Source organism: Bradyrhizobium yuanmingense (assembly GCF_025200905.1).
Classification (GTDB): Bacteria; Pseudomonadota; Alphaproteobacteria; order Rhizobiales; family Xanthobacteraceae; genus Bradyrhizobium; species Bradyrhizobium yuanmingense.
Genome location: NZ_CP104173.1, coordinates 1,298,138 through 1,324,234 on the forward strand (window position 1 = coordinate 1,298,138; position 26,097 = coordinate 1,324,234).

The following is a 26,097-nucleotide window of genomic DNA, read 5'->3' on the forward strand; positions in this document are numbered from 1 at the left end:
AGCGTTAATCATGCCGCCTCTTGGCGCGGCGCGACGGAACTGCAAAAACGTCTTGGACACCATCGGAGCATTAACCTCTCGCCGATTGCCGCATTTCCCGATGCCGCTGGTCCCGACGATGTCCGCCTCCGATCACCTTGCGACAGAAATTCCTGACGTGCTGCGCGCCGCGCTCGAGCGCGCCGACGACGGCATCGTCATCGTCGATGAGGCGCATCGCATCACCCACTTCAACTCCGCCGCGGAGCGGATCTGGAAGCTCGCCGCCGCCGAGGTGCTCGGCTGCGATGCCGCCGTCCTCACCCTCAAATGTCTAAGCGCCGGTGCGACCGCGGATTTCCGCGAGGAGATCAGCCTCGCGCGGCACGACGGCAGCCGTATCAAGGCGCAGATCGCGATGTCGTCGGCGACGGTCGACGGCGCGACCCATCACATCGTGTTCGCGCGCGACGTCACCCTCGATGCCGAACGCCGCGCCAGGATCGCACTTCTCCACGCGGTCTCCGACCAGACCAACCGCGTGGTGATCATCACCGACGTCGAGCAGAACATCGTCTACGTCAATTCCGCGTTCACGGCGCTGTTCGGCTATACCAGCGAGGAGGCCGAAGGCCGCCGCGCCGGTGAGCTCATTGCCGGCCGTCACACCGATCGCAAGGCGATTGCGAAGCTCGTCAAGCGGCTGATGCATGGCGGCCAGAGCGACGAGGCCGAGGTGCTCGTCTACGACAGGGATGGTGAGGAGATCTGGGTCTCTGCCCGGATCGACGCCTTCCGCGACAAGAAAGGCCGGGTCAAGCACATCTTTGCGCTGCTCGAGGACATCACCGAATCCCGGCAGCTGCGCTCGCTGCAGCAACTGATCATGGCGGCGCTCGCCGACGAGGCGCCGATCACCGAGATTGCCGATCGGCTGTGCCGCCGCGTCGAGCAGATCGCGCCCGGCGTCGTCTGCTCGCTGCTGCACGTCGATGCCGCCGGCTTGCTCCATCCGCTGGGCGGCCCGAGCTTGCCCGAGGACTATTCCCGTTCGCTCGACGGCATCGCGATCGGTCCCGAGGTCGGCACGTGCGGAACCGGAGCCTTCTACGGCATTCCGGTTCTGGTCGCCGACATCGATGCCGATCCGCGCTGGCAGCCCTACAAGGCGCGGCCGCTCGAAGTGGGCTTGCGCGCCTGCTGGTCGACGCCGATCAAGGCCAAGGACGGTCGGGTCATCGGCACCTTCGGCTTCTATTATCGCGAGCCGCGGGCGCCGAGCCGATGGCACCGCCAGATCGTCGATGCCTGCGTCAACCTCGGCGCGTTCGCGATCGAGCGCAAGGAGGCGCGCGCCGAAATCGCGCGGCTCGCCTATCACGACATGCTCACCGGCCTGCCGAACCGCGCGCAGCTGCGCCACCTGATCACGACCGCGATCAATGCCTGTCCGACCGGAGGCCATGTCGCGCTCGCCTTCCTTGACGTCGATCATTTCAAGGACGTCAACGACACGCTCGGCCACGCCGCCGGCGACGAGCTCTTGATCCTGCTCGCGCAGCGCCTGCGCGAGCAGATCGGTCCCGACGACATGCTGGGACGGCTCGGCGGCGACGAGTTCGTCATCCTGCTGCCGCAACGCAATGCCGAGGCCGCTGAGCGCATCGCGGCCGGGATCACCGAGGCCCTGTCCGCACCGTTGCGGCTCGGATCGAAGCTGATGCCGATGTCCGCCAGCATCGGAATCAGCCTCTATCCCGATCACGCCACCGACATCGACACATTGATGCAGCAGGCGGACGCCGCCATGTACATGGCCAAGCAGGCCGGACGCTCGACGCATCGCCTCTTCAGTGCCGAGATGAACGTGCTCGCGGAGCAGCGGCTGGCGCTGATCGCGGCGTTGCGCCGCGCCGTCGCGGAAGCTGTGCTGAGCCTCAGCTATCAGCCGCAGATCCGCAGCTGCGACGGCGCGATCCACGGCGTCGAGGCGCTCGCGCGCTGGCGCGATGCCGTGCTCGGCGACGTCTCGCCGGCAAAGTTCAATCCGTTCGCCGAGGAATGCGGGCTGATCGAGCAGATCGGCATGTGGTCCGTGCGCGAGGCCTGCCGTCAGATGGCGAGCTGGCGCCGCGCCGGGCTCAACATCCCCTGCGTCTCGGTCAATCTGTCGCCGATCAATTTCCGCAACGTCACGCTGGCCGCGCGGCTCAAGGACATCCTGGCCGAGCACGATCTGCCGCCGGATGCGCTGATGCTGGAGATCACCGAAGGCGCGTTCATGCAGGACGGAGCCGCGGCGCTGGAGACGATGAACGCGATCCGCGAGCTCGGCGTCGGCCTCTCGGTGGACGATTTCGGCACCGGCTATTCCAGCCTCAGCCGGCTAGCGCATCTGCCGATCCGCGAGCTCAAGATCGACCGCAGTTTCATGCGCGACATCGAGCAGGACGCGGGCGCGCTCGCGATCGCCACCGCCGTGGTCCGCGTCGGCCAGGGCCTCGGCATGAGCGTGGTCGCCGAGGGGGTCGAGACCGAGGGGCAGCGCAAGACGCTGGCCGAGCTCGGCTGCGACATCGTCCAGGGCTTCCTCTACGCGCCGCCCCTGCCGCCGGTCGCCTTCGAGCGCTGGCTGATCGAGCATTGCGCCGAGCAGGCGAGGGCGATGCTGGGGCGGCTTGACCTTGTGGCGGACGAGGTTGCCGTGAAGCAGTCGGCGTAGCCGCCTTTGAGCGGTAGGAACGCATCAGCGACCGGCGGCAGAACGGCCTTCGCTAGAGCATCGAAAGCACGACAATGCCTTCCTCGAGCTCTCCTGAAGCCAGGCGCGCCCGCGCCATGCGCTCGAACTCCGTGCGATGCTTCTGTAGATAGCTGAAGGCCTGCTTCTGCGTGTTGAATGTCGTTGCAAGCCGGCACATCTGCCGATTTGCGCCGGACGCGAGAAAGAATGTGATGGTTCCGTGATCTGGCTTTATGCGAGGCACGATCTGCACTCTCCGGCATGGGATCGGCACTTCAGATTTCGCAGGCGGCGTTGAAGACGGCTATCGCGCCAACTTCCTTGTCCGCTTCTTGAGCTTAGGCACCGGCAAAGTCGATCGAAGAGCTTCATCGGCCGCTTCCCTCGCCTGGCGCGCCTCTCGAAGTCGCGCCATGTTCTTGCGAACCTCGATGGCTTGCCTTTCCACGTCCGCCAATGCCCGCGCGCCCTCTTCGGCGGCCAGGCGCTTGCGATCGGAACGTGTAATGCTTTCGGGTGACGGCTCTGCCGGCTTCTTGCTGCTCATCGTTCACCCGGATCCGCAAAGACTAAACCCGCTCAATCCAGGGATTGAGCGGGCAAAGCGACCGTTTCAGTACATCCGTGAAACGGCGCAACGATCTCAAGCCAGCGAGAGGTTCTCGGCGCTGACTTTGCCTCGCATCTTGTCGGTCTTGATCTCGAAGTTGACCTGTTGGCCTTCGCCGAGACCGGCAAGCCCAGCCCTTTCAACGGCGCTGATGTGAACGAACACGTCGTTGCCACCGTCGTTTGGCTGGATGAAACCGAAGCCCTTTTGGCCGTTAAACCACTTGACCGTACCTGTCGTCATTTTCTTCTCCAAAGCGCGCGAGCGCATCCCGCGCGACGATCGCGCGGTTACCTTCAACTTCGTCGATGTCTTTGGAAAAGGAGCCCGCGGGCGCATTCAACAAGGCACAGCGGCTAATCGAACGACTTCAATATATACGAGTTTCATGCATTTGCAAGGAGCGAAGCCAGTTTGTTTGCTGCGAGGCCATTCTTCTGTTCCGATCGCGGCGCTTTGCTGTGTCGGTCGATCTGCGAGCAAGGCGTTATCGATTGACCGAACAGGTCTGCTGACGATCAGCCTATCGGCGCGGCTGCGCCGCCCGCGCCGCTAGGCTGAGGCCAATCCCGTCCTCCGCCGCAAATCCGTGATCGCGCGCAGGAAACTGTCGGCCGGCGTCGTCTCGGGGTCGATCAGCCGGTGCAGGCGAAAGCCGTCTTCCAGCGCGAGCACGACGGAGGCGATCCAGGGCGGGTTCAGATTGACGTTGCGCCCGTTGCTCTTCGATGTCGCCTCGATGATGTCGGCGACCAGCCTGCGCCGCGCGCGCAGGCGTTTGGCGAGCTCCGGGCGGCGCTTTTCGGCCCGCGCCACGAACAGGATCATCTCCATGTGCAGCAGGGGCGAGCGGCCGAGCGGATCCTGGCGGCTGCGATCCATCGTCTTCAACGCCGCGATGAAGTCGTCGAGATTGTCGTGCTGCGCCAGGATGTCCATGTTGCGCCGGATCGACTGCGCGACATGGTCCTCGAGCATGGCGATGATCAATTCGTCCTTGCTCTTGAAGTTCGAATAGAACGCGCCGCGGGTGAAGCCCGCCGCCGCCGCGATCGCCTCGATGCTGGCGCCGCCGATGCCGTCCGCCTCGAACACGCGCGCGGCCGCCTCGAACAGCGCCTCGCGTGTGTCGTCCCTGGTCGGCCTGGTTCTCACCCTTGACATCGGCGCAGCTTAGGGCAGAATGCAACTCGATACAACAATGTATCGAGTTGATAATTTACAGGGATGGTTACGCCGGGCGATGGGGCAGCCTTGCGTATGCGTGTCGTGCGGCAACCGATCCGAGGTCACCATGGACGAGCAAGTGCAACCCGCTGGCGGACCGCTGTTCAACCCGCTCTCGCCGGATTTCATCCGCGATCCCTATCCGCACTATGAACGGCTGCGCACGGTCGATCCGATCCACGTGACGCCTTTCGGCCAGTACGTCGCCAGCCGGCACGCCGAGGTCAGTCTCGTGCTGCGTGACAAGCGCTTCGGCAAGGATTTCGTCGAACGGACCACGCGCCGCTACGGCCCGGAGATCATGAAGGAGCCGGTGTTTCGCAGCATGAGCTACTGGATGCTGCAAGCCGATCCGCCGGACCACACCCGCCTGCGCGGCCTGGTCGTGAAGGCCTTCACCGCCCGCCGCGTCGAGGACATGCGACCGCGGATCCAGGAGATCGTCGACCAGGCGATCGATGCCGTGATCGAGCGCGGCCACATGGACCTGATCGAGGATTTCGCCTTCCGCCTGCCCGTCACCATCATCTGCGACATGCTCGGCATCCCCGAGGAGCATCGCGAAGTGTTCTACAAGAGCTCGCGCGACGGCGGACGGCTGCTCGACCCCGTGCCGCTCTCGCCGGAGGAGATCCGCCAGGGCAACGCCGCCAACTTGATGGCGCAGATGTATTTCCAGCAGCTGTTCGAGCTGCGCCGCAAGAATCCCGGCGACGACCTCATCACCCAGCTGGTGCAGGCCGAGGAGGACGGCAACAAGCTCACCAACGAGGAGCTGACCGCCAACATCATCCTGCTGTTCGGCGCAGGCCACGAGACCACGGTCAACCTGATCGGCAACGGCCTGCTCGCGCTCCACCGCAACCCGGATCAGCTTGCGCTCCTGAAAGCGAAACCGGAGCTGATGACGAACGCGATCGAGGAGTTCCTGCGCTATGATTCCTCGGTGCAGATGACCGGGCGCGTCACGCTGGAGGAGATCGAGGACCTCGGCGGCGTGACGATCCCCAAGGGCGAGACCGTGCTGTGCCTGCTCGGCTCGGCCAACCGCGATGGCGCGGTCTACCCCGACAGGCCCGACCGGCTGGACGTCACCCGGGCGAACGTCAAGCCGCTGTCGTTCGGCGGCGGCATCCATTTCTGCCTTGGGGCCCAATTGGCGCGGATCGAGGCCGAGATCGCCATCGCCACGCTGCTGCGGCGGCTGCCGGATTTGCGCATCGACGACATCGAGACCCCGGAATGGCGGCCGACCTTCGTGCTGCGCGGGCTGAGGCGGCTGCCGGCGAGCTGGTGAGGGGGCTTGCGCGTTAACCTCCGCGCGCAACAGTCGCTGTGACTTCGCCATACTTCCCCCTATATAAGGGGCTGTTCCGGCGCGCCTGAGGCTCTCAGCTTCGGCCCAGGCCGGTTTGGCCGAGGGGAGACCCGTGCAGACGACGCTGCTCGGATTGGCGATTGCCTTCATCATTGCGCTGCTGGCCGCGCTGATCGGGCCTTACTACATCGACTGGAACCAGTTCAGGCCCCAGTTCGAGGCGGAGGCCGGCAAGATCATCGGCGTGCCGGTGCGGGTGGCGGGCGAGCTCGATGCGCGGCTGTTGCCGGCGCCGACGCTGCGGCTGCGCGGCGTCACCTTCGGCGGCAACAACGATCTCGGCCGCCTGCGCGCCGACAAGCTCGATGTCGAGTTCAGCCTCGGCTCCCTGATGCGCGGCGAATGGCGCGCCACCGAGCTTTCGGTCGGCGGCATGGCGGTCGATCTTGGTCTGGACGCGCGCGGACGGGTCGATTTGCCCTCCACCGCGAGCGGCACCTTCAACCTGGCCTCCCTCGCCATCGAGCGGCTGAACCTCACCGGCCGCATCGCCTTGCACGATGCCGCCAGCCGCTCGACGCTGGAATTGAACGATATCGCCTTCTCCGGTGATGTGCGCTCGCTCGCAGGCTCGGTGCGGGGCGACGGCAGCTTCACCGCGCGCGGCGTGCGCTACCCGTTCCGCGTCTCCTCCGGCCCCAGCGCCGACGGCAGCGCCACCCGTCTCCACCTCAACATCGATCCCGGCGAGCGCGCCATCCTCGCCGATCTTGAGGGCGTGCTCGCCTTCGATAATCGCCAGCCGAAATTCGAGGGCGCGCTGACCCTCGCCGTGCCCGCGGCCAGGAAGGCGGGCGAGGCGGGACCGACGCCCTGGAAGCTTGCGACCAGGCTCAAGGCCGATCCGGCCGGCGCGAAATTCGAGCAGATCGACGCGAGCTTCGGCCCGGAGGACACCGCGCTGAAGCTCGGCGGCGTCGGCGATCTCAGGTTTGGCGCATCGCCCTTGCTGCGCGCGGTGCTGTCGGCGCGGCAGGTCGATGCCGACAGGCTGACCGCCAAGGATGATGCCGATCCGCAGCGCGTCCTGCCGGCGCTGCGCGCAGGGCTGGCGGCGATCCCGCAGGTGCCGATCCCTGCCCAGATCGAGTTCAATGCCGATCAGATCATGCTCGGCGGCCGTCCGCTCCAGAACATCGCGACCGAGCTTGCGACCGACGGCCGGTCCTGGACCTTCCGGCGGCTGGAGCTGCGCGCGCCGGGCATGACGCAGGTCTCGCTCAATGGCGCGGCTCCCGGCGCCGACAGTTTCAGCGGCCGGCTCAGCGTTGAATCCCCGGATCCCGACACGCTGGTGGCCTGGCTGCAGGGCCGCAGCGAGATCACCCGCCGCAGCACGCGGCCGCTGCGTCTCGCGGGCGACGTCACCATCGCAGCCAATCATCTCGCCATCGACAGGCTGAAGGCCGACATCGATGGCGGCGCGATCGAAGGCCGCATCGTCTTCGTGCAGACAGGCGCGAGCAACGGCTCGCGGATCGATGCGGACCTCAGGGCCGACCGGCTCGACCTCGATGCCGCTGCGAGCTTCGTGCGCGCGCTGGCGGGGCCGCAAGGCGAATGGCCGGAAGAGGCAAAGCTCTCGCTCGATATTGGCCGCGCGATCTCCGCCGGCCAGGAGCTGCGGCCGTTCGCAGCCAGGCTCGCCTACAGCCCGGCGTCGCTGTCGCTGGAGCAGCTGCGCTTCGGCCAGGGCGGCGGCGTGACCTCGGAGGCGAGCGGCAGCTTCGACCGCACCAACACGACCGGCAAGCTCGCGCTGAAATCCTCGGCCAATTCGCTGCGCGAGCTCACCGCGCTGGTCGAGCCGTTCGCGCCCGCGCTGCGCGCGCGCCTCGATGCGCTCCCGTCCTTGCCCGGCGCGACCCGTCTCAAGCTCGATCTCAGCCTCGACAAGAACGCCGAGCATGCCGATCGCAGCAATGCCCGCTTCGTGCTCGACCTCGACGCACCGCAGCTCAAGACCACGGCGACCCTGGCCGCGCAGACGCCGGCGGCCGCCATCGGCGGTATCGACCTCGAACGCCTGCGCAACAGCGACTTCACGCTGGACGCGAAAGTGGCGGCGCCGCAGGCCGGCGCCTTGTTGGCACTGCTGGGGCTCGACCGCATCGTGGCCGCGGGCGAGGGCGCCTCGCAATTCGAAGGACGGTTGAGCGGAGCCTGGCGCCGTCCCTCGCAATTGAACGCAAAGCTGAGCGGCGGCGGGCTCGATGCCGACGCGCAAGGCAGCGTCGAATGGTCGGAGTCCAAACCGTCCGAACCCAAATCGTTCGAGCCCAAATCGTTCGAACCGAAGGCGAGCGTGAACCTGCGCGTGCGCAACGCCAATCTGGCGCCGCTGCTCGGGACCAGCCCGGCCGGCAAGTCGGCGCAGAACGTCAGCCTGTCCTCCCGCCTCACGCTATCAGGCAATCGCCTGACCTTCGGCGATCTCGACGGCAATGCCGCGGGCTCGCATCTGCGCGGCCATGTTTCGGTGACGCTCGATCAGGACAAGAGCATCGACGGCGAGGTCGGTCTCGACTCGCTCGATCTGGCGCCGGCGCTCGCAATCGCCGTCGGCGCAGCCGGTCGTGAGTCCGGCGAGCCGCTCAGCGCAGGATTGGTTAGCGGCTGGCGCGGCCGCATCGCCTTCCAGGCCTTACGCGGAATGTTGCCCGGCGGCATCGAGCTCCGCCCCTTCGGCGGCACGATCCGGAGCGACGGCCAGTCGCTCGCGTTCGATGCGCTCAAGGGCGGCGTCGGCGGCGGCGACATGTCCGCAAGCCTGGACGCGCGCAATGGCGCGGGTGGGCTTGCGCTGAACGCGCGCATCGAGCTCAGCAACGTCGATGCGGCGGCGCTGCGCTATCGCGACCTTGCCCTGCCCAAGGGGCGCGCCTCGGTGCAGATGGCGCTGACCAGCCAGGGCCGCAGCGTCGCGGCCTTGACCGGTGCGCTCGCCGGCAACGGCACGGTGACGCTCGAATCCGCCGAGATCGCCGGCCTCAATCCGCGTGCGTTCGAGATCGCCATCCGCGCCAGCGACGGCGGCCAGGTCAATGACGACAACCGGCTGCGGCAGCTCGTCGAGCCCGCGCTGTCGGCGGGGCGCATCGCGGTGCCCTCGGCGCAGATTCCGTTCACGATCCGCGACGGCCGCCTGCGCATCGGCGCAACGCCGCTGGAAGCGAAGAACGCCCGCGCCATCGTCTCCGGCGGCTACGACATTCCGGCGGACCAGGCCGACATCCGCGCCAGTCTGACGCCGATCATGACCGGGCTTTCCGGCGCCCCGCCCGAGATCCAGCTGTTTGCGGCAGGCCCGCCCGACAGGCTGAGCCGTACCGTCGACCTCGCACCGCTGTCGTCATGGCTTGCGGTGCGCACGATTGATCGCGAGACGCGGCGGCTCGACGCCATCGAGCGCGGCGAGCCGCCGCCGGCCACCGCTGCGCTGCCGACGCTGGTGTCCCCGGAGATAGCGACCGAGCAGGCGCCACCCAACGTGCCGCTGCCGGGCCAGGACCCGCGCCGCGCGCCGGCAAAGCCCAGGGTGGCGCCGACCCCGAAAGCTCCGCAGGCCGCGCCCGCCGCGCCAAGCCCCTCACTGACAAGCCCTTCACTGACGAGCCCGCCGCTCGCGAGCCAGCAGCTCGCGCCGCTCCCTCCGGCCATCGACGTGAAGCCCGCCCCGGGCCCGCCGCCCGCCAAGCCCAGGCCGAAGCCGCCGCTTGTGCTGACGCCGCAGAATCCGTAGACGGCGCTATCTAAAGCGCTCCGTTGCCGATGCTCGTCATGCCCGGGCTTGTCCCGGGCATCCACGTTCTTTGTGCCATGCGGCAAGGCGTGGATGGCCGGGACAAGCCCGGCCATGACGCGGAGAGGTTTCAGTGCCCAAAGCTTCTCGGCTCTTGCACAACAGTAAATCCATTCCCTCGCATTTGACGGAATTTTCGTCGGCAAAACTGATTTGCCGACTTTACTGAATTCTCGCGTTTCATCTCTAGCGTAGGTTCCCAGAGGAATTCGGCGTCGCGCCGCGAGCGGCGGGACGGCTCGCCAACGGGCTGCCAAGAACTGGGGTGATCGAGATGAACGGGGCGAAATCGCTTCTGCAGGATCTGGACGACGCGATCGCGCGCGGCACCGACGAAAGCCGGTCACGCGCATTATGGCATGCGACCGACATCCTGATCACCGGCCGCTACAGCGACGACGAGATCAGCATGTTCGGCGAGGTGATCGGCCGGCTCGCCGACGAGATCGAGGTGGCTGCGCGCGCGCAGCTCTCCGAAGTGATGTCGGCCTGCGATCACGCCCCGCTCAACGTCATCGAAAGGCTCGCCCTCGACGACGAGATCGCGGTTGCCGGTCCCGTGCTGCGCGATTCCAACCGTATCGACGAGAAGATGCTGGTCCAGAGCGCCATGACCAAGGGCCAGGCGCATCTGCTGGCGATCTCGCAGCGCCAGTCGATCGGCGAAGCCGTGACCGACGTGCTGGTCAAGCGCGGCAACCAGGAGGTCGTGACTTCGGTCGCCAAGAACGAGGGCGCGCGCTTCTCCGGCTCGGGTCTCTTGCACATGGTCCGTCGCGCCGAGGGCGATTCGATCCTTGCCGAGCAGCTCGGCCTGCGCAAGGACGTGCCGCGCCACATCTTCCAGCAGCTGATCGCGAAGGCCTCCGAAGACGTCCGCCGCCGCCTCGAGACCGAGCGGCCCGAGATGATGACACAGATCCAGAGCTCGGTGACCGAGGTCACGGGCGATCTCCAGTCCAAGTTCGGCCCGTCCTCGCGCAGCTATTTCGTCGCCAAGCGCGTGGTCACGACGCAGTATCGCCAGGGCAATCTCAACCAGGACTCGATCTCGAACTACGCCCGTCAGCATCGCTTCGACGAGGTGCAGATCGGCCTGTCGCTGCTGTCGGCGCTGCCGGTCGACGTGATCGAACGCGCGCTGATGGACCGCAACCGCGAGATGATCCTGGTGCTGTGCAAGGCGCTCGACTTCTCCTGGGACACGACGATGTCGCTGTTGTTCCTCGGCGCCAAGGATCATCTGATCACGGCGCGCGAGCTCCAGGACAACGAGCGCGAGTACGGCCGGCTCAAGATCGAGACGTCGCGCAGCATTCTGAAGTTCTACCAGTCGCGCAAGACCGGCGCGGGTGCCGATGCGGGCCGTCAGCCCGAACTTCAAGTCCACTGACAGGTCCACTGAGGAGAGGGGAGTACCTGCAATGTTACCTCAATTCGGCACCGCCGTTCGCAAGAAGAATCTCGCCAATGCCGGCGCCACCGATCTCGGCGGCGCAGCTTCGGACAAGGCCTCGGTGGACGCCGCCTGGCTCGTGCTGGAAGCCGCCAACGACCTCGGCGACCACGCCGCGGTGGACGCCTGCCGCCGCGTTATCGACGCCGAGCTGAACGGCACGGCGGCCCGCAGCGCCGACGTCGATCTCGTGCTGGGATATTTCAGGTAAGGCTCCCGGGATCGCGCGCAGACTGACGCGCAGCGTAATCCGCGACGACTCTCAACCGGAGTTCGAGCGCTTGGAGCCTGCATCGCCCCGAAGACCTGACTTCGCCGCGGCCAAGGCTGCGGCGAGCTCGTCGATGTGATAGGGCTTGGGCAATATCTCGATACCCGCGCTCTCCGCTTCATGGACCGAGGCTTCGGCGTATCCGCTGGTCAGCAATATCGGTATGTCGCTTCGTCTCTTCCTGACCTCGCGCGCAAGCTCGACCCCATTCATGCCGCCCGGCATCATGATGTCGGAGAAGATCAGATCGATGGAACGGCCATCCGCCAGGGCACCGAGCGCTGCCGCGGCGCTGGAGGCGCGCGTGACGTCGTAGCCGAGCTGGCCCAGCATCTCGCTGACCAGCGCGGCAACCTCGTCATCGTCTTCCACCAGCAGGATCCGGCCCTGATTGCTCTTCTTGGGCCTCGCCCTGGTGAGATCGACGAGATGTCGCGGGCTCGACGGAGCATCGAACGATCGCGGCAGGTACAGCTCGATGCTCGTGCCGCGGCCGACCTCCGATTGAATGCGCACCGTGCCTTGCGACTGCGTCGCAAATCCATGGACCTGCGCGAGCCCAAGCCCGGACCCTTTGCCGACGTCCTTGGTCGTGAAGAACGGCTCGAAGACGCGCGAGAGAATCTCCGGAGGCATACCGATGCCGGTATCGATCACGGATAGCCGGACGTAGTCGCCGGAGATCTGATCGTCCTTGAGATCGGGCAGGTTTTCTCCGCGCACGATGATCGTGCCGCCGTGGGGCATGGCATCGCGGGCGTTGACGGCCAGGTTGAGAATGACCAGCTCGAGCTCGCCGGGGTCGACCTCGACCGGCCAAAGCTGCTCCGGAAAGTCGAACTCGACGTGGACGTCGCCTCTCAGGCTGCGATCGAGCAGTTCGCGCATTCCGCCGATCTGCGCGGCGACGTCGACGGGCTGCGGCCGCAGCTTCTGCCGCCGAGAAAATGCCAGAAGCTGCTTGGTCAAGCTGGCACCGCGCTGCGCGGCCTGGATCATCCCATCCATCAGGCGGCGACGGCGGTTCGGATCCGTCTGGCGGTCGAGCATGTCGAGCCCGCCGGAAATCACCATCAGCAGATTGTTGAAGTCGTGGGCGACACCACCGGTGAGCTGGCCGATGGCCTCGATCTTCTGGGCCTGCCGAAGCGTTTCCTCGACCCGGGCGCGCTCCTTCATCTCGAGCCGAAGCTGCTCGTTGGCTTCTTCCAGCGCCCGGGTCCGCTCGATCACGAGCTTCTCGAGCTCCTGCGCCGTCTGTTCGCGCGCTTCCAGCAAGGCCCGGATTTCATATTGGCGCCGGCGTGCCCGCATCGCCGATTGGATGGCGCTGGTCAGCGTGATCGGCTGAACCGGCCGCTCGAGCAGCGACACGTTGCGGAGAAGCTCGACGATACTGCGTCGCCACGCGACGACCGCGGGCCGCTCCCGGTGACTGGTGAGAACGACGAAGGGCAGATCGGACCACGGCGGCTGGCCGGCGATCCACTGCGCCAGCGCCGCGGTGTCCTTGCCGAACAATCCTTCCTCGGCAAGAAACACCGTGCCGACGCCTGCCGTCATTTCGGTGACGAGTTCGGCCAAGTCCCGGCAATTGACCGCCTCGAGGTTCGCGTTGCGCAAAAGTTCGGCCGATGCCGGCCCGTCGCGGCCCACCGGGGCGAAGACGAGAACGCGGTGATCGCGCTGCGCGCTCATTCGAGCGGCCCTTCCGGGAGGGCCGTGCCGGTATAGCGCGGATTGCCGGAAAAGATGCCGCTGAACTCATGAAGCGGCGGGCCCAGCTTGATCCCGCTGCTGCCGAGCCGGAATTCGCGGATGCCGTGCTCGTGGCCGCCGCTGCGCTTCTTGACGACCGACAAGGCGCGCCGAACCGTTCCGGCGAACTCGAAATAGCGCAGCATCACGACTGCATCGCTCAAATAGCTGAGGTCGAGCGGCGTATCCATGGGACCGACAAGCCCATGCTGGGCGAGGATGAGAATGGTGAGCACGCCCTGCTGGGCCAGGTAGCTGAGCAGTTCGTGCATCTGCAGGACGAGGAAACGTTCATCCGGCATCGCGTTCAGATAACCGTTCAAGCTGTCGATGACGATGATGCGGGCATTGTCGACCTCGACGCTCCGGCGGAGCGTTGCCGCGAACTCACCCGGCGACAATTCGGCCGGATCGATCTGCTGAAACCGGATCTTTCCGGAGGCGAGATGTTTGTCCAGCGGCAGCCCCAGCGCTCTGGCGCGGGCCTCCACCGTTCCGCGCCCTTCATCGAAGGCGAAGAATACGGCGTGCTCGCCGCGTTCCGCCGCCGCGATGGCGTAGGTTAGCGCAACTGACGACTTGCCGACGCCGGCCGCGCCGAGGAGAAGAGCGTTGGTGCCGCGCTCGAGCCCGCCTCCGAGGAGCTGGTCGAGCTCGGGGTTGCCGCTGGACACCATGTCGCCATCGAATGATCTGTGATGCTCGGCCGCGACGAGCCGCGGAAAGATGCGCAGGCCGCCTTGCGCGATCGTAAAATCGTGGAAGCCGCCGCGAAAACGGATGCCGCGCATCTTGATCACGCGAAGCCGCCGCCGCTCGGCACCGTAGTCGATGGCCAGCTGCTCGAGCATCACCACGCCGTGCGCGATCGAATGCAGTTGCAGATCATCCTGGGAGGACGACAGATCGTCGAGCAGAACCACGGTGCAGTTGCGATTGGTGAAGAAGTGCTTGAGGGCCAGAACCTGTCGCCTGTAGCGGAGCGGGTTCTGCGCCAGCAGGCGCAATTCGGACAGGCTGTCGAGCACCACGCGGGTAGGGTTGATCCGTTCGACCTCCTTGAAGATCAGACCCGTGGTCTCGCTCAGCTCCATTTCTGCGGGATGAAAGACCGTGAGCTCTCGATCCGGATCGAGTGTCGTTTCCGGCGGCACCAGCTCGAAGATGTTGACGCCGTCCAGCGACCAGCCGTGTCGCTGCGCGACCAGGGTGAGCTCGCGCTTGGTCTCGGAAAGCGAGATGTAGAGCACGCGTTCGCCGTCCCGGACCCCGCGGAGCAGAAACTGGAGCGCAATCGTGGTCTTGCCGGTGCCGGGTCGTCCCTCATAGAGATACATCCGGTTGGGGTCCAAGCCACCGCCGAGGATGTCATCCAGCCCTTCGCTGCCGGTCGAAACTCTCGGCAAATCCTTGAGGTCGCTGCCTGGAGCAGCCGCGGATTGACCGGTCATGAACCCCCCTTACGCGTATCTTCCCAAAGCTCTCCATGCGCTCCCAGCGCACGCCGGGAGCCGGATGACTGAAAAGGTCCGTCTAAGGAACTCCGATGCCCGGGCCTGAGTTCCCGCCCGACTGGCGGTCCGGCGACCGGTTCGTTGCCGCTCAGACTGTGCCGACCCGTGGATGGTGTCGGTTCAAAAATGAACACAAACGGTCCGCTCGCGGTCCATCCCGTTGCTGCCCTCACTACCGGATGCGGTAGATCACGACGTCCTCGCCGTGACGGTTCGTGCTTCGCTCGAGCTGGTAGTTCGACTTCTCCAGCACGCGCCGCGATGCGCCGTTCCCGACATACACAATGCCGATGAGAGACGGCAGTGCGAGCTGTGACAGCCCGATGTCCGTCAGCGCGGTCGCGATCTCGCTGGCAAATCCTTGGCCCCAGAATTCGCGCTTGAACGCGTAGGCGATTTCGACCTCGTCGACATCGTCCACGAGAATGTGCCGAATGCCCGCCCGTCCGGCGAAGGCCCCGTCCTTCGTTCGCAGCGTCCAGAGTCCGAAGCCGTGCTGGTCCCAATGGGCCATGTTGGTTGCGAGATAAGCCCTCGTGACCTCGGGCGTCCGCACCCCGCCGAGATAGCGGGAGACCTCGGCGTCGCGATGCAGCGCGACGAGGTCGGCGAGGTGATCCTCGCGCAACCGTTCGGCGGTCAGGCGGTCGGTGGTGAAATGGTCCACGGCGACAGATCGCCGCTTCCGAGGCGTGTCGTCGTTCATGCTGCTATCGCTGCGGGCTGATCGTGACATCATGCCCCTGTTTTGCCCGACGGGTCAACGGGCGACGGCCGGATCGTTGCCTTGCGCGTAACTCATTGATTTCACGACCCCCGGTCTACTGTGCATGGGGTTGTTTTCGCAGTTTCGTTTTGGAAGGGCTACCCCGCCCCCAGCGCGACGGCGACGTTGTACGTCACGAGGCTCGCCGCATAGGCCAGCACCAGCATGTAGGCGAAGGTGGCGCCCATCCAGGCCCAGCTGCCGGTCTCGCGCCGGATCACGGCGAGCGTGGAGGCGCATTGCGGGGCGAAGATGTACCAGGCCAGCATCGACAGCGCGGTGGCGAGCGACCATTTTGTCGCCAGCACCTGGCCGATCTGCTCGACCGCTTCGTTGCCGCCCTCGATCGCATAGACGGTGCCGAGCGCCGCGACCGCGACCTCGCGCGCCGCCATGCCCGGGATCAACGCCACCGCGATCTGCCAGTTGAAGCCGACGGGGGCGAGCAGGGGCTCGAGCGCCTTGCCGATCATCGCCGCCAGGCTGAACTCGATGGCCGGCCCGGTCGCGCCCGCGGGCGGCTGCGGGAAGGAGGCCAGGAACCAGATCAGCACCATCATCGAGAAGATCGTGGTGCCGGCGCGCTGCAAGAACATCTTGGCGCGGGTGTAGATGCCGATCACGATGGATTTCAGCCGCGGCATCTTGTAGTCCGGCAGCTCCAACATGAACGGCGCCGGCACAAAGTCGCGCAGCATGAAGAACTTGATCACGAACGAGACCAACAGCGCGCTGATGATGCCGGCGGCATAGAGGCCGAACATCACGAGGCCCTGCAGGTTGATGAAGCCCCAGACGTCTCTGGCCGGGATGAAGGCGGAGATGATCAGCGTATAGACCGGAATGCGCGCCGAGCAGGTCATCAGCGGCGCGATCAGGATCGTGGTCAGCCGGTCGCGCTTGTTGTCGATGACCCGCGTCGCCATGATGCCGGGAATGGCGCAGGCAAAGCTCGACAGCAGCGGAATGAAGGCGCGGCCGTGCAGGCCGGCGCCGCCCATGATGCGGTCCATCAGGAACGCCGCGCGCGCCATGTAGCCGAAATCTTCCAGGAGCAGGATGAACAGGAAGATGAGGATGATCTGCGGCAGGAACACGATGACGCTGCCGACGCCGGAGATCACGCCGTTCTGCAGGAAGCTTTGCAGCAAGCCGTCGGGCAGGGTGGCCTGCACCAGCTCGCCGAGCGAGTCGAACCCGGACTTCAGCAGCTCCATCGCCGGCTGCGCCCAGGCGAACACCGCCTGGAACATCACGAACAGGATCAGCGCCAGCACGATCAGCCCGCCGACCGGATGCAGCACGATCGCGTCGATCCGTGCGGTCCAGGTGTCGGGGCGAGCAGGCAGGCTGACGCAGTCGGCGATGATGCGATCGGCCTCGCGTTGGGTAGCGCGCAGCTCGGAGACGCCGAGCGCGCGCCAGCTGTTCTCAACCGGTTCGGCGGCGAGCGCTGCGGAAATCTCGTCGGTCAGCTTGAGCAGGTCGGCCGTGCCGCCCTTGCGCACCGCGATCGAGGTGACCACGGGCACGCCGAGCTCCTTGGCGAGCCGCGCGACGTCGACAGTGATGCCGCGGCGGCTTGCAATGTCGAACATGTTGAGCACGAGGATCATCGGCCGCCCGGTGCGCTTCAGCTCCAGCAGCAGGCGGATGGTCAGGCGCAGATTGGTGGAATCGGCGACGCACAGCACGAGATCGGGCAGGGTCTCGCCGGAGGCCTTGCCGAGCACGAAGTCGCGGGTGATCTCTTCGTCCGGGCTGCGGCCGCGCAGCGAATAGGTGCCGGGCAGGTCGACCACGGAGACCTGGCGGCCGAGCGGGGTGACGAAGAAGCCTTCCTTGCGCTCGACCGTGACGCCGGGATAGTTCGCGACCTTCTGCCGGCTGCCGGTAAGCGCGTTGAACAGCGAGGTCTTGCCGCTGTTGGGCGTGCCGACCAGGGCGAGATGCAGCAGCGGTGCTTCCATGGGATCAAGGGCCTGCGGGGCAGATTGCGGTCGCGCGTCAGGCGACGATGATGGCCATGGCTTCGCGACGGCGGACCGCGATCGTGGTGCTGTCGACCCGCACCGCGATCGGATCGCGCCCGACCAACCCCTCATGCAGGATCTCGACCCGGGCGCCCTCGACGAAGCCGAGTTCGATCAGGCGGCTCTCGAGCTCGACGTCCGAAAGCGCCGAGCCAGCCTCTTTGGCGGCAAGGTGTTGGATGACGCCGGTATAGCCGCGCTGGGCCAGACCCAGCGGCATGTGCGAACGCGTATCAGTGGTATCGGTCATGCCCTGTATTTTCAACGCCGGGCATTGAGGTCAAGCGTGCCCGCGCGCCGAAGCTGCACCTTAGAGCGATTTTAAAGTGCAGAGGCCGGGGCGCCGTCGCGGGCGCCCCCGACGGCTACTGGGCCGGGACCTTGTCCGGCTGGGCGGCCATGGCGCGGCTCTTGAAGTAGTCCAGGACGAACAGACGGATCGCCGACGACAGATTGCCCTGCTGGCGGTTGTTGTCGATCTCGCCGACCAGCTCGGACAACGTCATGTTGCGCAGGCCGGAAATCTCTTTCATGCCGTTCCAGAACGCCTCTTCCAGGCTGACGCTGGTCTTGTGGCCGGCGACGACGATCGATCGTTTCACGACCGGCGACTTCATGGCTGCTCCTCGCGATCGATCCGGTGCTGGTCCAGATTCTCCTTGGCCTGGTCCGCCCGCTTCGCCTCGGACGACCGTTCCGCCTTCGTGCGCCCGAACTTCGCCCGGTTGGCGTCCGCCTGCTTCGCCGAGGCTTCCCGCTCGACGCGCTTCCTGAAACGATTCAGGTTGATGACGTTCCCCATGCCGCGTCTCCATCATCCGCTCCTCTTCAGGCAGGATGAAACATTCAGAAACAGGGCGCCACATTGCGCCGCAGAAGACTTGATCGCCATTCGCTCGTCCTCGTCAATCGGCCCTTGGGCCATCAAACGATGAATTTCGCCCCGTCGAGGGCAGTGGAGCTGCGTAACACGCCGCCCCGCCGCAACATTGACGGTAATCAAATCCCGCCCCCAAAACCGCATATTTTTGGGCGCCGAGCGTCCGTATCATTACGGATGGCTATCGGAATTCGGAATCATCCCGGGCTGATCATCTTCTCAGCGCGCACCAGGCGGTCGAACTCGTCGGCCGATACGAAGCCGAGCCGCAGCGCCTCCTCCTTCAGCGTGGTGCCGTTGGCGTGCGCCGTCTTGGCCACCTTGGCGGCGTTATCGTAGCCGATCTTCGGAGCCAGCGCCGTCACCAGCATCAGCGAGCGCTGCATCAGCTCCTTGATGCGCTTCTCGTCGGCGAGGATGCCGCTGACGCAATGCTCGGTGAAGGAGCGCGCGGCATCCGCCATCAGGCGGATCGAATGCAGCATGTTGTAAGCCAGCACCGGCTTGTAGACGTTGAGCTCGAAATGACCCTGGCTGCCGGCGACCGTGATCGCGGTGTGATTGCCGAACACCTGGCAGCACACCATGGTCATCGCCTCGCACTGGGTCGGGTTGACCTTGCCCGGCATGATCGAGGAGCCGGGCTCGTTCTCCGGCAGGATCAATTCGCCGAGGCCCGAGCGCGGGCCGGAGCCGAGCAGGCGGATGTCATTGGCGATCTTGAACAGGCCGGTCGCGACCGAATTGATGGCGCCGTGCGCCAGCACATAGGCATCGTTCGAGGCCAGCGCCTCGAATTTGTTGGCGGCGCTGGTGAAGGGGAGCTTCGTAATCCCGGCAACGTGCTTTGCGAACAGCTTGGCAAAGCGCGGCTTCGAGTTGAGGCCGGTGCCGACGGCTGTGCCGCCCTGCGCCAGCGGATAGAGGTCCTTCACCGCGATCTTGAGCCGGGCGATGCCGCTTTCGACCTGCGCGGCATAGCCGGAGAATTCCTGACCGAGCGTCAGCGGCGTCGCATCCTGGGTATGGGTGCGGCCGATCTTCACGATCTTCGAAAACTCCCTCTCCTTCTTGCGCAGAGCGCGCAGCAGCTCTCCGAGGGCAGGGATGAGATCGGCATTGATGCGGCTTGCCGCGGCGATGTGCATCGCGGTCGGGAAGGAGTCGTTCGACGACTGGCTCATGTTGACGTGATCGTTGGGATGCACCGGCTTCTTGGCGCCGAGCTCGCCGCCGAGCAGCTCGTTGGCGCGGTTGGCAATCACCTCGTTGAGGTTCATGTTGCTCTGGGTGCCCGAGCCGGTCTGCCACACGACAAGCGGAAAATGGTCGTCAAGTCTGCCTTCGATCACCTCGCGCGCAGCGCGGATGATGGCGTTGGCACGGCGCCGATCGAGCAGGCCGAGCTCGAGATTGGACTGCGCGGCGGCGAGCTTGACCATGCCGAGTGCATGCACGAGTGAGATCGGCATGCGGTCGGTGCCGATGCGGAAATTCTGGCGCGAGCGCTCGGTCTGCGCCCCCCAATAGCGGTCGGCGGCGACCTCGATGGGACCGAAGCTGTCGGTCTCGGTGCGGGTTGCGGGGCGGGCAGTCTTCGAGCGGGACGCTTTGGCCATGAGCACATCCATTCTGCCGCGCGAAACGCCGCGCGGCCTGTTCATGTGCTCTTCTATATAGACAGTTGGCCGGGCGCGATGGCTCTGCGCCCAACCTAGATCATTTCTTGCGGAAACGATCGAGCCGCACGACCTCGGCGCCGCCCTGACTCGGCGGCGGCGGCTCGTCGGCAGCTTCCGGCTTCTCCGCGGCAGGTGTCGGGACCGATACGGCCGATGGCGCGGGCGCTGCCGGCAGATTGTCCGGCGCGACCTCGGCGACGTCGGAGGTGTCGAACTGGAGGCCGAACTTCACGGACGGATCGAGGAAGCTCTTGATGGCACTGAACGGCACCACGAGCCGCTCCGGAATGCCGCCAAAGGACAGGCCGACCTCGAAACGGTCCTCGAGCACGGTCAGGTCCCAGAACTGGTGCTGGAGGATGATCGTCATCTCCTCCGGATATTGTGCGAGCAGCCGCGGCGACAGCTTCACGCCTTCGGCCTTGGACACGAAGGTGATGAAGAAATGATGCTCGCCCGGCAGGCCATGGGCTGCGGCATCGGTCAGCACCTTCCGCAGCACGCCGCGCAGCGCATCGCGGGCCAGCACATCGTATCGGATATGATCGGTCGCCATGGTGGTCCTGTTGCATCCAAGCAGCCGAACCCTGCCGATCCGACTCGCCAAGTCGCAATAGTACCGCGCCTGACGGGCGAGCAGGAGTCCCCGCCGGGGAAGAATCAAAGAGTAAAGTGGAGGCTTCTGTTGCCAGGTGCCTCCGAACCCCGCCTAGCGGAGCTTAACCCACTAGGACTTTAGAGTGGTCTTTCAAACTGCGTTACGCAGCCTGAGCAACCGGAGCAAAGTTGTCGTTGGCAACTATTGCAGTAGCCCGATAACGGCGGAACAATACCGGGAAAAAGTACGCCCTTTACGCCCTCGTCGATCCTATTTCGCCCCCGCCAAAGCCCAGCTTCGGGCACGCCCGATGGTGGGCTTTGGTGGAGGCGCCGGGTACCGCCCCCGGGTCCGAATGGTTTATTGCGACGACCGTTTATTTCCATAGCCGGCGAACCGGCACCCCCAATATAGGGGGCAAAGCTTTCGAAAAACAGAGGGTTGGAGGCGCGATCCCGCGGTTCCCTTTGGATAGGCTTCGGAGTGCCGGGCCTATCGCGGCTCTGGCCTTTGCCAGAGGTCGCCAGCCCGATGTGCCGAATCCTTGCGCATAATGAAACGCTGCTGCTCCAGCGAACGGACAATGTCAGTCTCAGCGACGTTCAATTTCCTGCGGCGGAAAGTAGCAGCGTGACGAGCCGCGTGATCTCCACTTCGGCCCGATCTCGCTCTTCGCCGTCGCCGCTGCGCCGGCAGTGCGCGAGACCCACTGCACCGCGGTTGAGGCGAAGCACCAGAGGCCGACCAGGACACCGGTCCGACCTCGCAGGACTTGCCAGGTCCGAACGCTTATCGTGACGTTAATCGGGCCGATCCAGCAATTGCTGCACTGCGTCTGACCGCGATGGTTGCAGTGGTCGCGTCCATCTCGCGCATCAATCCCCTCTGGCTTTTGCTTACCGCGGCGTGTTGGGTTTTGCTGGCATTGTCTGATGAAAATCGCTAGGCAGTGATCCGGGCGGGTATCCAGTTCCAGCCGATTTAGAACAACAGTGCTCGTGACTTACAGGTCGCGGAGGAGACAGGCATGGCCGACACGATGGGCCACTCAGCGACGGCCACCCGAAACACCCGGGTGGCGCTCGGCTTTTGTCTGCTGGCGATTGCGCCGCAGATTTTCGAATTGATCTGGTCGATCGGGACGATTTTCGGCTGGGGGACCGGCCGCGGTCCGGCGGCGGTCGTCACCGGTCATGCGACGGCGCTGCTGGCCGGCGCGCCGAGCGCCCTCTTCGGATCATTCGGCGGCGGCGCCAAGAAGATGTCGTCCGAGGTGCTGCTGGCGCTGATCTATTCCTATCCGCTGTTTGCGGTGGCGATCCTCACGCTGTTTATGACCATCCGCTCGGCGCAAGATTATGTCGGCGGCGTCGTGCTGATGGCCGTTGCCCTGTTTGCGCTGTGGGCATCGAGCGATTTGCAGGGCATGCGTGGCTTCTCCTTCGGTGCGGGCACTGCGCCACGTATGTTCGGCGGGCTGCTGGTTGCCCTGTCTGCCGGCATCGCCTTGACCGGCCTGATCACGGAGGGACCGGCGCTTGCGCATTATTCCTGGCGCGGGCCGCTGTTCGTGGTGGCGGCGATCCTGTTCTTCGCCCTGTCGATCCGGTCCCTCGGTCTCGTTGTCACGGCCTTCTCGAGCTTCATGATCGCGGCGACGGGCTCGCACGAGACGCGCTGGCTGGAAGCGGTGATCGTCGGCGCCTGCCTGACGGTCGGCTGCGCAATCCTGTTTCCCTATGTGCTCGGGCTGCCGATGCCGATGTATCCGCGTTTCCTGATCCAGTGAGGGCGTGATGGATATCTTTGCCAATCTTGCTCACGGCTTCGCCGTCGCGTTCACCCCGATCAACCTGTTGATGTGCCTGATCGGCGCCCTGGTCGGAACGCTGGTCGGCGTTCTCCCTGGCATCGGCACCATCGCCACCGTCGCGATGCTGCTGCCGATCACTTTCGGGCTGCCGCCGGTCGGCGCGCTGATCATGCTCGCCGGCATCTATTACGGCGCGCAATATGGCGGCTCGACCACGTCGATCCTGGTCAACATACCCGGTGAGGCGACATCGGTCGTGACCGCCATCGACGGTCACCAGATGGCCAAGCAGGGCCGCGCCGGTCCGGCGCTCGCGATCGCCGCGATCGGCTCGTTCTTCGCCGGCTGCGTTGCGACCATCCTGATCGCACTGCTCGGCGCGCCGCTGACGAAACTCGCGCTGGCGTTCGGCCCGGCCGAATATTTCTCGCTGATGGTGCTCGGCCTGATCTTCGCGGTGGTGCTGGCCAAGGGCTCGGTGCTGAAGGCGATTGCGATGATCGTGTTCGGACTGCTGCTCTCAATGGTCGGTTCGGACATCGAGACCGGCGCCTCGCGCATGGCCTTTAACATTCCCGAGCTCGCCGACGGTCTCGGCTTTGCGACCGTGGCGATGGGCGTGTTCGGCTTTGCCGAGATCATCCGCAACCTCGACCACGGCGCCGAAATGAACCGCGATCTGGTGCAGCAGAAGATCACCGGACTGATGCCCACCAGGAAGGACCTCGGCGATGCGACGCCGCCGATCCTGCGCGGCACCGTGCTCGGCTCGATCCTCGGCATCCTGCCCGGCGGCGGCGCGGTGATCGCGTCCTTCGCGGCCTACACGCTCGAGAAGAAGCTCTCAAAGACCCCGTCCCGGTTCGGCCGCGGCGCGATCGAGGGCGTGGCGGGGCCGGAGAGTGCCAACAATGCCGCGGCACAGACCTCGTTCATTCCGCTGCTCACCCTCGGCATCCCGCCGAACGCTGTGATGGCGCTGATGGTGGGCGCGATGACCATCCACGGCATCGTGCCCGGTCCGCAGGTGATGCAGAAGCAGCCGGATCTGGTCTGGGGCATGATCGCTTCGATGTGGATCGGCAATCTGATGCTGATCATCATCAACCTGCCGTTGGTCGGAATCTGGGTGCGGCTGTTGCGCGTGCCCTATCGGCTGATGTTCCCCTCGATCGTGATCTTCTGCGCGATCGGCATCTATTCGGTGAACAACGCGCCGGTCGACGTCATCCTCGCGGGCGTCTTCGGTCTCGTCGGCTATTGGCTGATCAAGCACGATTTCGAGCCGGCGCCGTTGCTGCTCGGCATGGTGCTAGGACCGCTGATGGAGGAGAACCTGCGCCGGGCGCTGCTGATCTCGCGTGGCGACTGGAGCGTGTTCCTGACGCGCCCGTTGTCGGCGGTGCTGCTTGCGGTCGCGGCAAGCCTGCTCGTCCTTACGGTGCTACCTGTATTGCGCGCCAAGCGCGACGAGGTGTTCACCGAGTCCGAGAACTGAGGTCGTGCGCGCCGAGTCGGCTCGGTCCTGCGTCGGCGCGCCGCATTCGGAAGTCGAATCGACTTGTGTTACGGCTTTGTGAAATGGAAATGCCGGCCTTTGGGCCGGCATTTTATTGTGTCCAAAGGGAGGATCGCCATGACGTTCATTCGCGCGCTTACAGGCGCATGTGCAGCAGCGATAGCATCGCTGGGCGCCTTCATCGCAACGGCTGAGGCGCAGACCTATCCGACGCGCAACATTACCGTGATCGTCCCGTTCGCAGCCGGCGGGCCGACTGACGTGATCTCACGCATCGTCACCGGGCACATGGCGCAAACGCTGGGGCAGAGCATCATCATCGAGAACGTGGTCGGTGCCGGCGGCACCACCGCCACGACGCGTGCCGCGCGTGCGGCCAACGATGGCTATACGCTGATCACCGGGCATATGGGCACGCATGCCGCCTCCGTGCCGCTCTATCCGAAGCTGGCCTATCACCCCGAGAAGGACTTCGAGCCGATCGCATTGCTGGCCGGCACGCCGATCCTGATCCTGGCGCGCAAGGACTTTCCGCCGAAGGATCTCAAGGAGTTCGTCACCTATGTGAAGGCGAATGCCGAGAAGGTGAATGCCGCGCATGCAGGCGTCGGTTCGGTTTCGCACGTCTCGTGCGAACTCCTCCACTCCATCCTCGACATCAAGCCCGTCGGCGTGCCGTTCAACGGCACGGGACCTGCGATGAACGCGCTGGTGGCGGGTCAGGTCGACTACATGTGCGACCAGATCGTCAACGCCGTCCCGCAGATCAATGCCGGCACCATCAAGGCCTATGCGATCGCCACGGCCGAACGAAACCCGTCGCTGCCGAACGTGCCGACCACGGCGGAAGCCGGCCTGCCGGCATTCCAGGCTCAGGCCTGGAACGCGATGTTCGCGCCCAAGGGAACCTCGCCCGCGATCGTGGCAAGCGTGAACGCCGCCGCCGTCAAGGCGCTCGACGACGAGACGGTGAAGAAGCGCCTGCTCGAGCTCGGCAGCGTCATCCCCGCGCCGAAGGACCGAACCCAGGAGGCGCTGGCGACCCTCGTCAAGAGCGAGATCGCGAAGTGGAGCCCGGTGCTCAAGCCGGCGAATTAAGCGAAGGCGATCAAGGCGCTAGGCGAGGGGCGGAACGCTGAGTTCCGCCCCTTGCTGTTTGTGCCGGGAACACTCACTTTTCCGGGTATAATCGACGGCGACAGCGAATCGCCGCTGTCGTAGCGCGGGGGGTGTCGTTAAGTTCGCCGCCTCCCCAAAGGCTCAGTCGCAACATGCACCAGTATCAGGACCTGCTCGAGCGGATTCTTTCCGACGGCGCCGAGAAGACCGACCGGACCGGCACCGGCACGCTCTCGGTGTTCGGCCATCAGATGCGCTTCAATTTGTCGGCCGGCTTCCCGATGCTGACGACCAAGCGGCTGCCGCTGAAGGCGATCGTGCATGAACTGCTCTGGTTCCTGAAGGGCGACACCAACATCAAATATCTGCGCGACAACGGCGTCACCATTTGGGACGAGTGGGCGGACGCCAATGGCGATCTCGGCCCGGTCTACGGCCATCAATGGCGCTCCTGGCCCGCGGCCGACGGGCGCAGCATCGACCAGATCGCCAATGTCATCGACATGATCAAGCGCACGCCTGATTCCCGCCGCCTGATCGTCACCGCCTGGAATCCGGCCGACGTCGAGAAGATGGCGCTGCCGCCCTGCCACCTGCTGTTCCAGTTCTATGTCGCGAACGGCAAGCTGTCCTGCCAGCTCTATCAGCGGTCGGCCGACGTGTTTCTCGGCGTGCCCTTCAACATCGCCTCTTACGCGCTGCTCACCATGATGGTCGCGCAGGTCACAGGCCTGAAGCCCGGCGACTTCGTGCACTCGCTCGGCGACACTCATCTCTATTCCAACCATCTGGAGCAGGCGAGGCTGCAGCTCAGCCGCGCGCCGCGCGCGCTGCCGGTGATGCGGATCAATCCTGAGGTAAAGGACATCTTCTCTTTCCGCTACGAAGACTTCGAGCTCGTCGGCTACGATCCGCATCCGCACATTAAGGCGGAAGTGGCGGTCTAGCG

Annotated in this window: 22 protein-coding genes and 1 other RNA gene; 9 read left to right on the forward strand and 14 right to left on the reverse strand. The window is 65.4% G+C overall.

What is annotated here, in order from left to right; all coding sequences use genetic code 11:
• Positions 1-118: 118 nt before the first annotated feature.
• Positions 119-2,701 (forward strand): EAL domain-containing protein, encoded by a 2,583-nt coding sequence (locus N2605_RS06090; RefSeq protein ID WP_425248850.1) that lies wholly within the window; start codon positions 119-121, stop codon positions 2,699-2,701.
• 52 nt (positions 2,702-2,753) lie between these two features.
• On the opposite strand, the gene N2605_RS06095 is transcribed toward N2605_RS06090, so the two are convergent.
• The 4 genes from N2605_RS06095 to N2605_RS06110 all read right to left on the reverse strand — a co-directional run bounded on the left by N2605_RS06095 (position 2,754) and on the right by N2605_RS06110 (position 4,496).
• The gene (locus tag N2605_RS06095) at positions 2,754-2,975 is read right to left on the reverse strand and encodes a hypothetical protein (RefSeq protein ID WP_036006506.1); all 222 of its coding nucleotides are present in this window, start codon (positions 2,973-2,975) and stop codon (positions 2,754-2,756) included.
• Positions 2,976-3,026: 51 nt separating this feature from the next.
• Positions 3,027-3,269 (reverse strand): transcriptional regulator, encoded by a 243-nt coding sequence (locus N2605_RS06100; RefSeq protein ID WP_225114925.1) that lies wholly within the window; start codon positions 3,267-3,269, stop codon positions 3,027-3,029.
• A gap of 96 nt (positions 3,270-3,365) precedes the next feature.
• Positions 3,366-3,575, reverse strand: coding sequence for a cold-shock protein (locus N2605_RS06105; protein ID WP_109145937.1), 210 nt, complete (start codon positions 3,573-3,575; stop codon positions 3,366-3,368).
• Positions 3,576-3,884: 309 nt separating this feature from the next.
• Entirely contained in the window at positions 3,885-4,496 is a 612-nt protein-coding gene (locus N2605_RS06110; protein WP_109144943.1) for a TetR/AcrR family transcriptional regulator, read from the reverse strand.
• Between the two features lie 130 nt (positions 4,497-4,626).
• Here N2605_RS06110 and N2605_RS06115 point away from each other — a divergent pair, with 130 nt between their 5' ends.
• The 4 genes from N2605_RS06115 (at position 4,627) to N2605_RS06130 (ending at position 11,406) form a co-directional block, all read left to right on the forward strand.
• The gene (locus N2605_RS06115) at positions 4,627-5,856 is read left to right on the forward strand and encodes a cytochrome P450 (protein WP_260346086.1); all 1,230 of its coding nucleotides are present in this window, start codon (positions 4,627-4,629) and stop codon (positions 5,854-5,856) included.
• A gap of 133 nt (positions 5,857-5,989) precedes the next feature.
• Positions 5,990-9,679, forward strand: coding sequence for an AsmA family protein (locus N2605_RS06120; RefSeq protein WP_260346087.1), 3,690 nt, complete (start codon positions 5,990-5,992; stop codon positions 9,677-9,679).
• Between the two features lie 334 nt (positions 9,680-10,013).
• Positions 10,014-11,132 (forward strand): DUF2336 domain-containing protein, encoded by a 1,119-nt coding sequence (locus tag N2605_RS06125; protein WP_260346088.1) that lies wholly within the window; start codon positions 10,014-10,016, stop codon positions 11,130-11,132.
• Between the two features lie 31 nt (positions 11,133-11,163).
• Positions 11,164-11,406: a hypothetical protein gene (locus tag N2605_RS06130; RefSeq protein ID WP_225143065.1), complete on the forward strand. Its 243-nt coding sequence runs from the start codon at positions 11,164-11,166 to the stop codon at positions 11,404-11,406.
• A gap of 51 nt (positions 11,407-11,457) precedes the next feature.
• Here N2605_RS06130 and N2605_RS06135 read toward each other — a convergent pair whose 3' ends face one another.
• The 10 genes from N2605_RS06135 to ssrA form a co-directional block, all read right to left on the reverse strand.
• Positions 11,458-13,164, reverse strand: a complete 1,707-nt coding sequence (locus tag N2605_RS06135; RefSeq protein ID WP_260346089.1) for an ATP-binding protein — start codon at positions 13,162-13,164, stop codon at positions 11,458-11,460.
• Complete coding sequence (locus N2605_RS06140; RefSeq protein WP_260346090.1) at positions 13,161-14,675, reverse strand: ATPase domain-containing protein; 1,515 nt, start codon at positions 14,673-14,675, stop codon at positions 13,161-13,163. Before N2605_RS06140 ends, N2605_RS06135 begins: the two co-directional genes overlap by 4 nt.
• Positions 14,676-14,910: 235 nt before the next feature.
• The gene (locus N2605_RS06145) at positions 14,911-15,405 is read right to left on the reverse strand and encodes a GNAT family N-acetyltransferase (RefSeq protein WP_260347415.1); all 495 of its coding nucleotides are present in this window, start codon (positions 15,403-15,405) and stop codon (positions 14,911-14,913) included.
• Positions 15,406-15,602: 197 nt separating this feature from the next.
• Positions 15,603-17,474: a ferrous iron transporter B gene (gene feoB / locus N2605_RS06150; protein ID WP_225186394.1), complete on the reverse strand. Its 1,872-nt coding sequence runs from the start codon at positions 17,472-17,474 to the stop codon at positions 15,603-15,605.
• A 37-nt stretch (positions 17,475-17,511) separates the two neighbouring features.
• On the reverse strand, positions 17,512-17,787 hold the full coding sequence (locus N2605_RS06155) for a FeoA family protein (RefSeq protein WP_036006563.1): 276 nt from the start codon (positions 17,785-17,787) through the stop codon (positions 17,512-17,514).
• 115 nt (positions 17,788-17,902) lie between these two features.
• Complete coding sequence (locus tag N2605_RS06160) at positions 17,903-18,154, reverse strand: ribbon-helix-helix domain-containing protein (protein ID WP_025038043.1); 252 nt, start codon at positions 18,152-18,154, stop codon at positions 17,903-17,905.
• Entirely contained in the window at positions 18,151-18,339 is a 189-nt protein-coding gene (locus N2605_RS06165) for a DUF4169 family protein (protein WP_036006566.1), read from the reverse strand. The genes N2605_RS06160 and N2605_RS06165 overlap by 4 nt, the downstream gene beginning before the upstream one ends.
• A gap of 275 nt (positions 18,340-18,614) precedes the next feature.
• Positions 18,615-20,048: a class II fumarate hydratase gene (gene fumC / locus N2605_RS06170; protein ID WP_260347416.1), complete on the reverse strand. Its 1,434-nt coding sequence runs from the start codon at positions 20,046-20,048 to the stop codon at positions 18,615-18,617.
• Between the two features lie 88 nt (positions 20,049-20,136).
• Positions 20,137-20,655, reverse strand: coding sequence for an SspB family protein (locus tag N2605_RS06175; RefSeq protein WP_225141597.1), 519 nt, complete (start codon positions 20,653-20,655; stop codon positions 20,137-20,139).
• A 115-nt stretch (positions 20,656-20,770) separates the two neighbouring features.
• Positions 20,771-21,137, reverse strand: a transfer-messenger RNA (tmRNA) gene (gene ssrA / locus N2605_RS06180).
• Positions 21,138-21,724: 587 nt separating this feature from the next.
• On the opposite strand from ssrA, the gene N2605_RS06185 reads away from it, so the two are divergent.
• From N2605_RS06185 to N2605_RS06200, 4 genes are all read left to right on the forward strand, one after another.
• Positions 21,725-22,486: a tripartite tricarboxylate transporter TctB family protein gene (locus N2605_RS06185; RefSeq protein WP_036006570.1), complete on the forward strand. Its 762-nt coding sequence runs from the start codon at positions 21,725-21,727 to the stop codon at positions 22,484-22,486.
• Positions 22,487-22,493: 7 nt separating this feature from the next.
• Positions 22,494-24,008 (forward strand): tripartite tricarboxylate transporter permease, encoded by a 1,515-nt coding sequence (locus N2605_RS06190; protein WP_036006571.1) that lies wholly within the window; start codon positions 22,494-22,496, stop codon positions 24,006-24,008.
• A 138-nt stretch (positions 24,009-24,146) separates the two neighbouring features.
• Positions 24,147-25,127: a tripartite tricarboxylate transporter substrate binding protein BugD gene (locus N2605_RS06195; RefSeq protein WP_036006574.1), complete on the forward strand. Its 981-nt coding sequence runs from the start codon at positions 24,147-24,149 to the stop codon at positions 25,125-25,127.
• Positions 25,128-25,300: 173 nt separating this feature from the next.
• Complete coding sequence (locus tag N2605_RS06200; protein WP_036006577.1) at positions 25,301-26,095, forward strand: thymidylate synthase; 795 nt, start codon at positions 25,301-25,303, stop codon at positions 26,093-26,095.
• Positions 26,096-26,097 lie beyond the last annotated feature (2 nt).

Excerpts from the sequence above, each read along its gene's own strand:
- N2605_RS06110 (WP_109144943.1), bottom strand. The coding sequence starts at position 4,496 with ATGTCAAGGGTGAGAACCAGGCCGACCAGGGACGACACACGCGAGGCG.
- N2605_RS06165 (WP_036006566.1), bottom strand. The coding sequence starts at position 18,339 with ATGGGGAACGTCATCAACCTGAATCGTTTCAGGAAGCGCGTCGAGCGG.
- N2605_RS06175 (WP_225141597.1), bottom strand. The coding sequence starts at position 20,655 with ATGGCGACCGATCATATCCGATACGATGTGCTGGCCCGCGATGCGCTG.
- N2605_RS06100 (WP_225114925.1), bottom strand. The coding sequence starts at position 3,269 with ATGAGCAGCAAGAAGCCGGCAGAGCCGTCACCCGAAAGCATTACACGT.
- N2605_RS06200 (WP_036006577.1), top strand. The coding sequence starts at position 25,301 with ATGCACCAGTATCAGGACCTGCTCGAGCGGATTCTTTCCGACGGCGCC.
- N2605_RS06160 (WP_025038043.1), bottom strand. The coding sequence starts at position 18,154 with ATGAAGTCGCCGGTCGTGAAACGATCGATCGTCGTCGCCGGCCACAAG.
- N2605_RS06125 (WP_260346088.1), top strand. The coding sequence starts at position 10,014 with ATGAACGGGGCGAAATCGCTTCTGCAGGATCTGGACGACGCGATCGCG.
- N2605_RS06115 (WP_260346086.1), top strand. The coding sequence starts at position 4,627 with ATGGACGAGCAAGTGCAACCCGCTGGCGGACCGCTGTTCAACCCGCTC.
- N2605_RS06190 (WP_036006571.1), top strand. The coding sequence starts at position 22,494 with ATGGATATCTTTGCCAATCTTGCTCACGGCTTCGCCGTCGCGTTCACC.
- N2605_RS06135 (WP_260346089.1), bottom strand. The coding sequence starts at position 13,164 with ATGAGCGCGCAGCGCGATCACCGCGTTCTCGTCTTCGCCCCGGTGGGC.
- N2605_RS06140 (WP_260346090.1), bottom strand. The coding sequence starts at position 14,675 with ATGACCGGTCAATCCGCGGCTGCTCCAGGCAGCGACCTCAAGGATTTG.
- N2605_RS06195 (WP_036006574.1), top strand. The coding sequence starts at position 24,147 with ATGACGTTCATTCGCGCGCTTACAGGCGCATGTGCAGCAGCGATAGCA.
- feoB (WP_225186394.1), bottom strand. The coding sequence starts at position 17,474 with ATGGAAGCACCGCTGCTGCATCTCGCCCTGGTCGGCACGCCCAACAGC.
- N2605_RS06105 (WP_109145937.1), bottom strand. The coding sequence starts at position 3,575 with ATGACGACAGGTACGGTCAAGTGGTTTAACGGCCAAAAGGGCTTCGGT.
- N2605_RS06185 (WP_036006570.1), top strand. The coding sequence starts at position 21,725 with ATGGCCGACACGATGGGCCACTCAGCGACGGCCACCCGAAACACCCGG.
- N2605_RS06090 (WP_425248850.1), top strand. The coding sequence starts at position 119 with ATGTCCGCCTCCGATCACCTTGCGACAGAAATTCCTGACGTGCTGCGC.
- N2605_RS06130 (WP_225143065.1), top strand. The coding sequence starts at position 11,164 with ATGTTACCTCAATTCGGCACCGCCGTTCGCAAGAAGAATCTCGCCAAT.
- fumC (WP_260347416.1), bottom strand. The coding sequence starts at position 20,048 with ATGGATGTGCTCATGGCCAAAGCGTCCCGCTCGAAGACTGCCCGCCCC.
- N2605_RS06155 (WP_036006563.1), bottom strand. The coding sequence starts at position 17,787 with ATGACCGATACCACTGATACGCGTTCGCACATGCCGCTGGGTCTGGCC.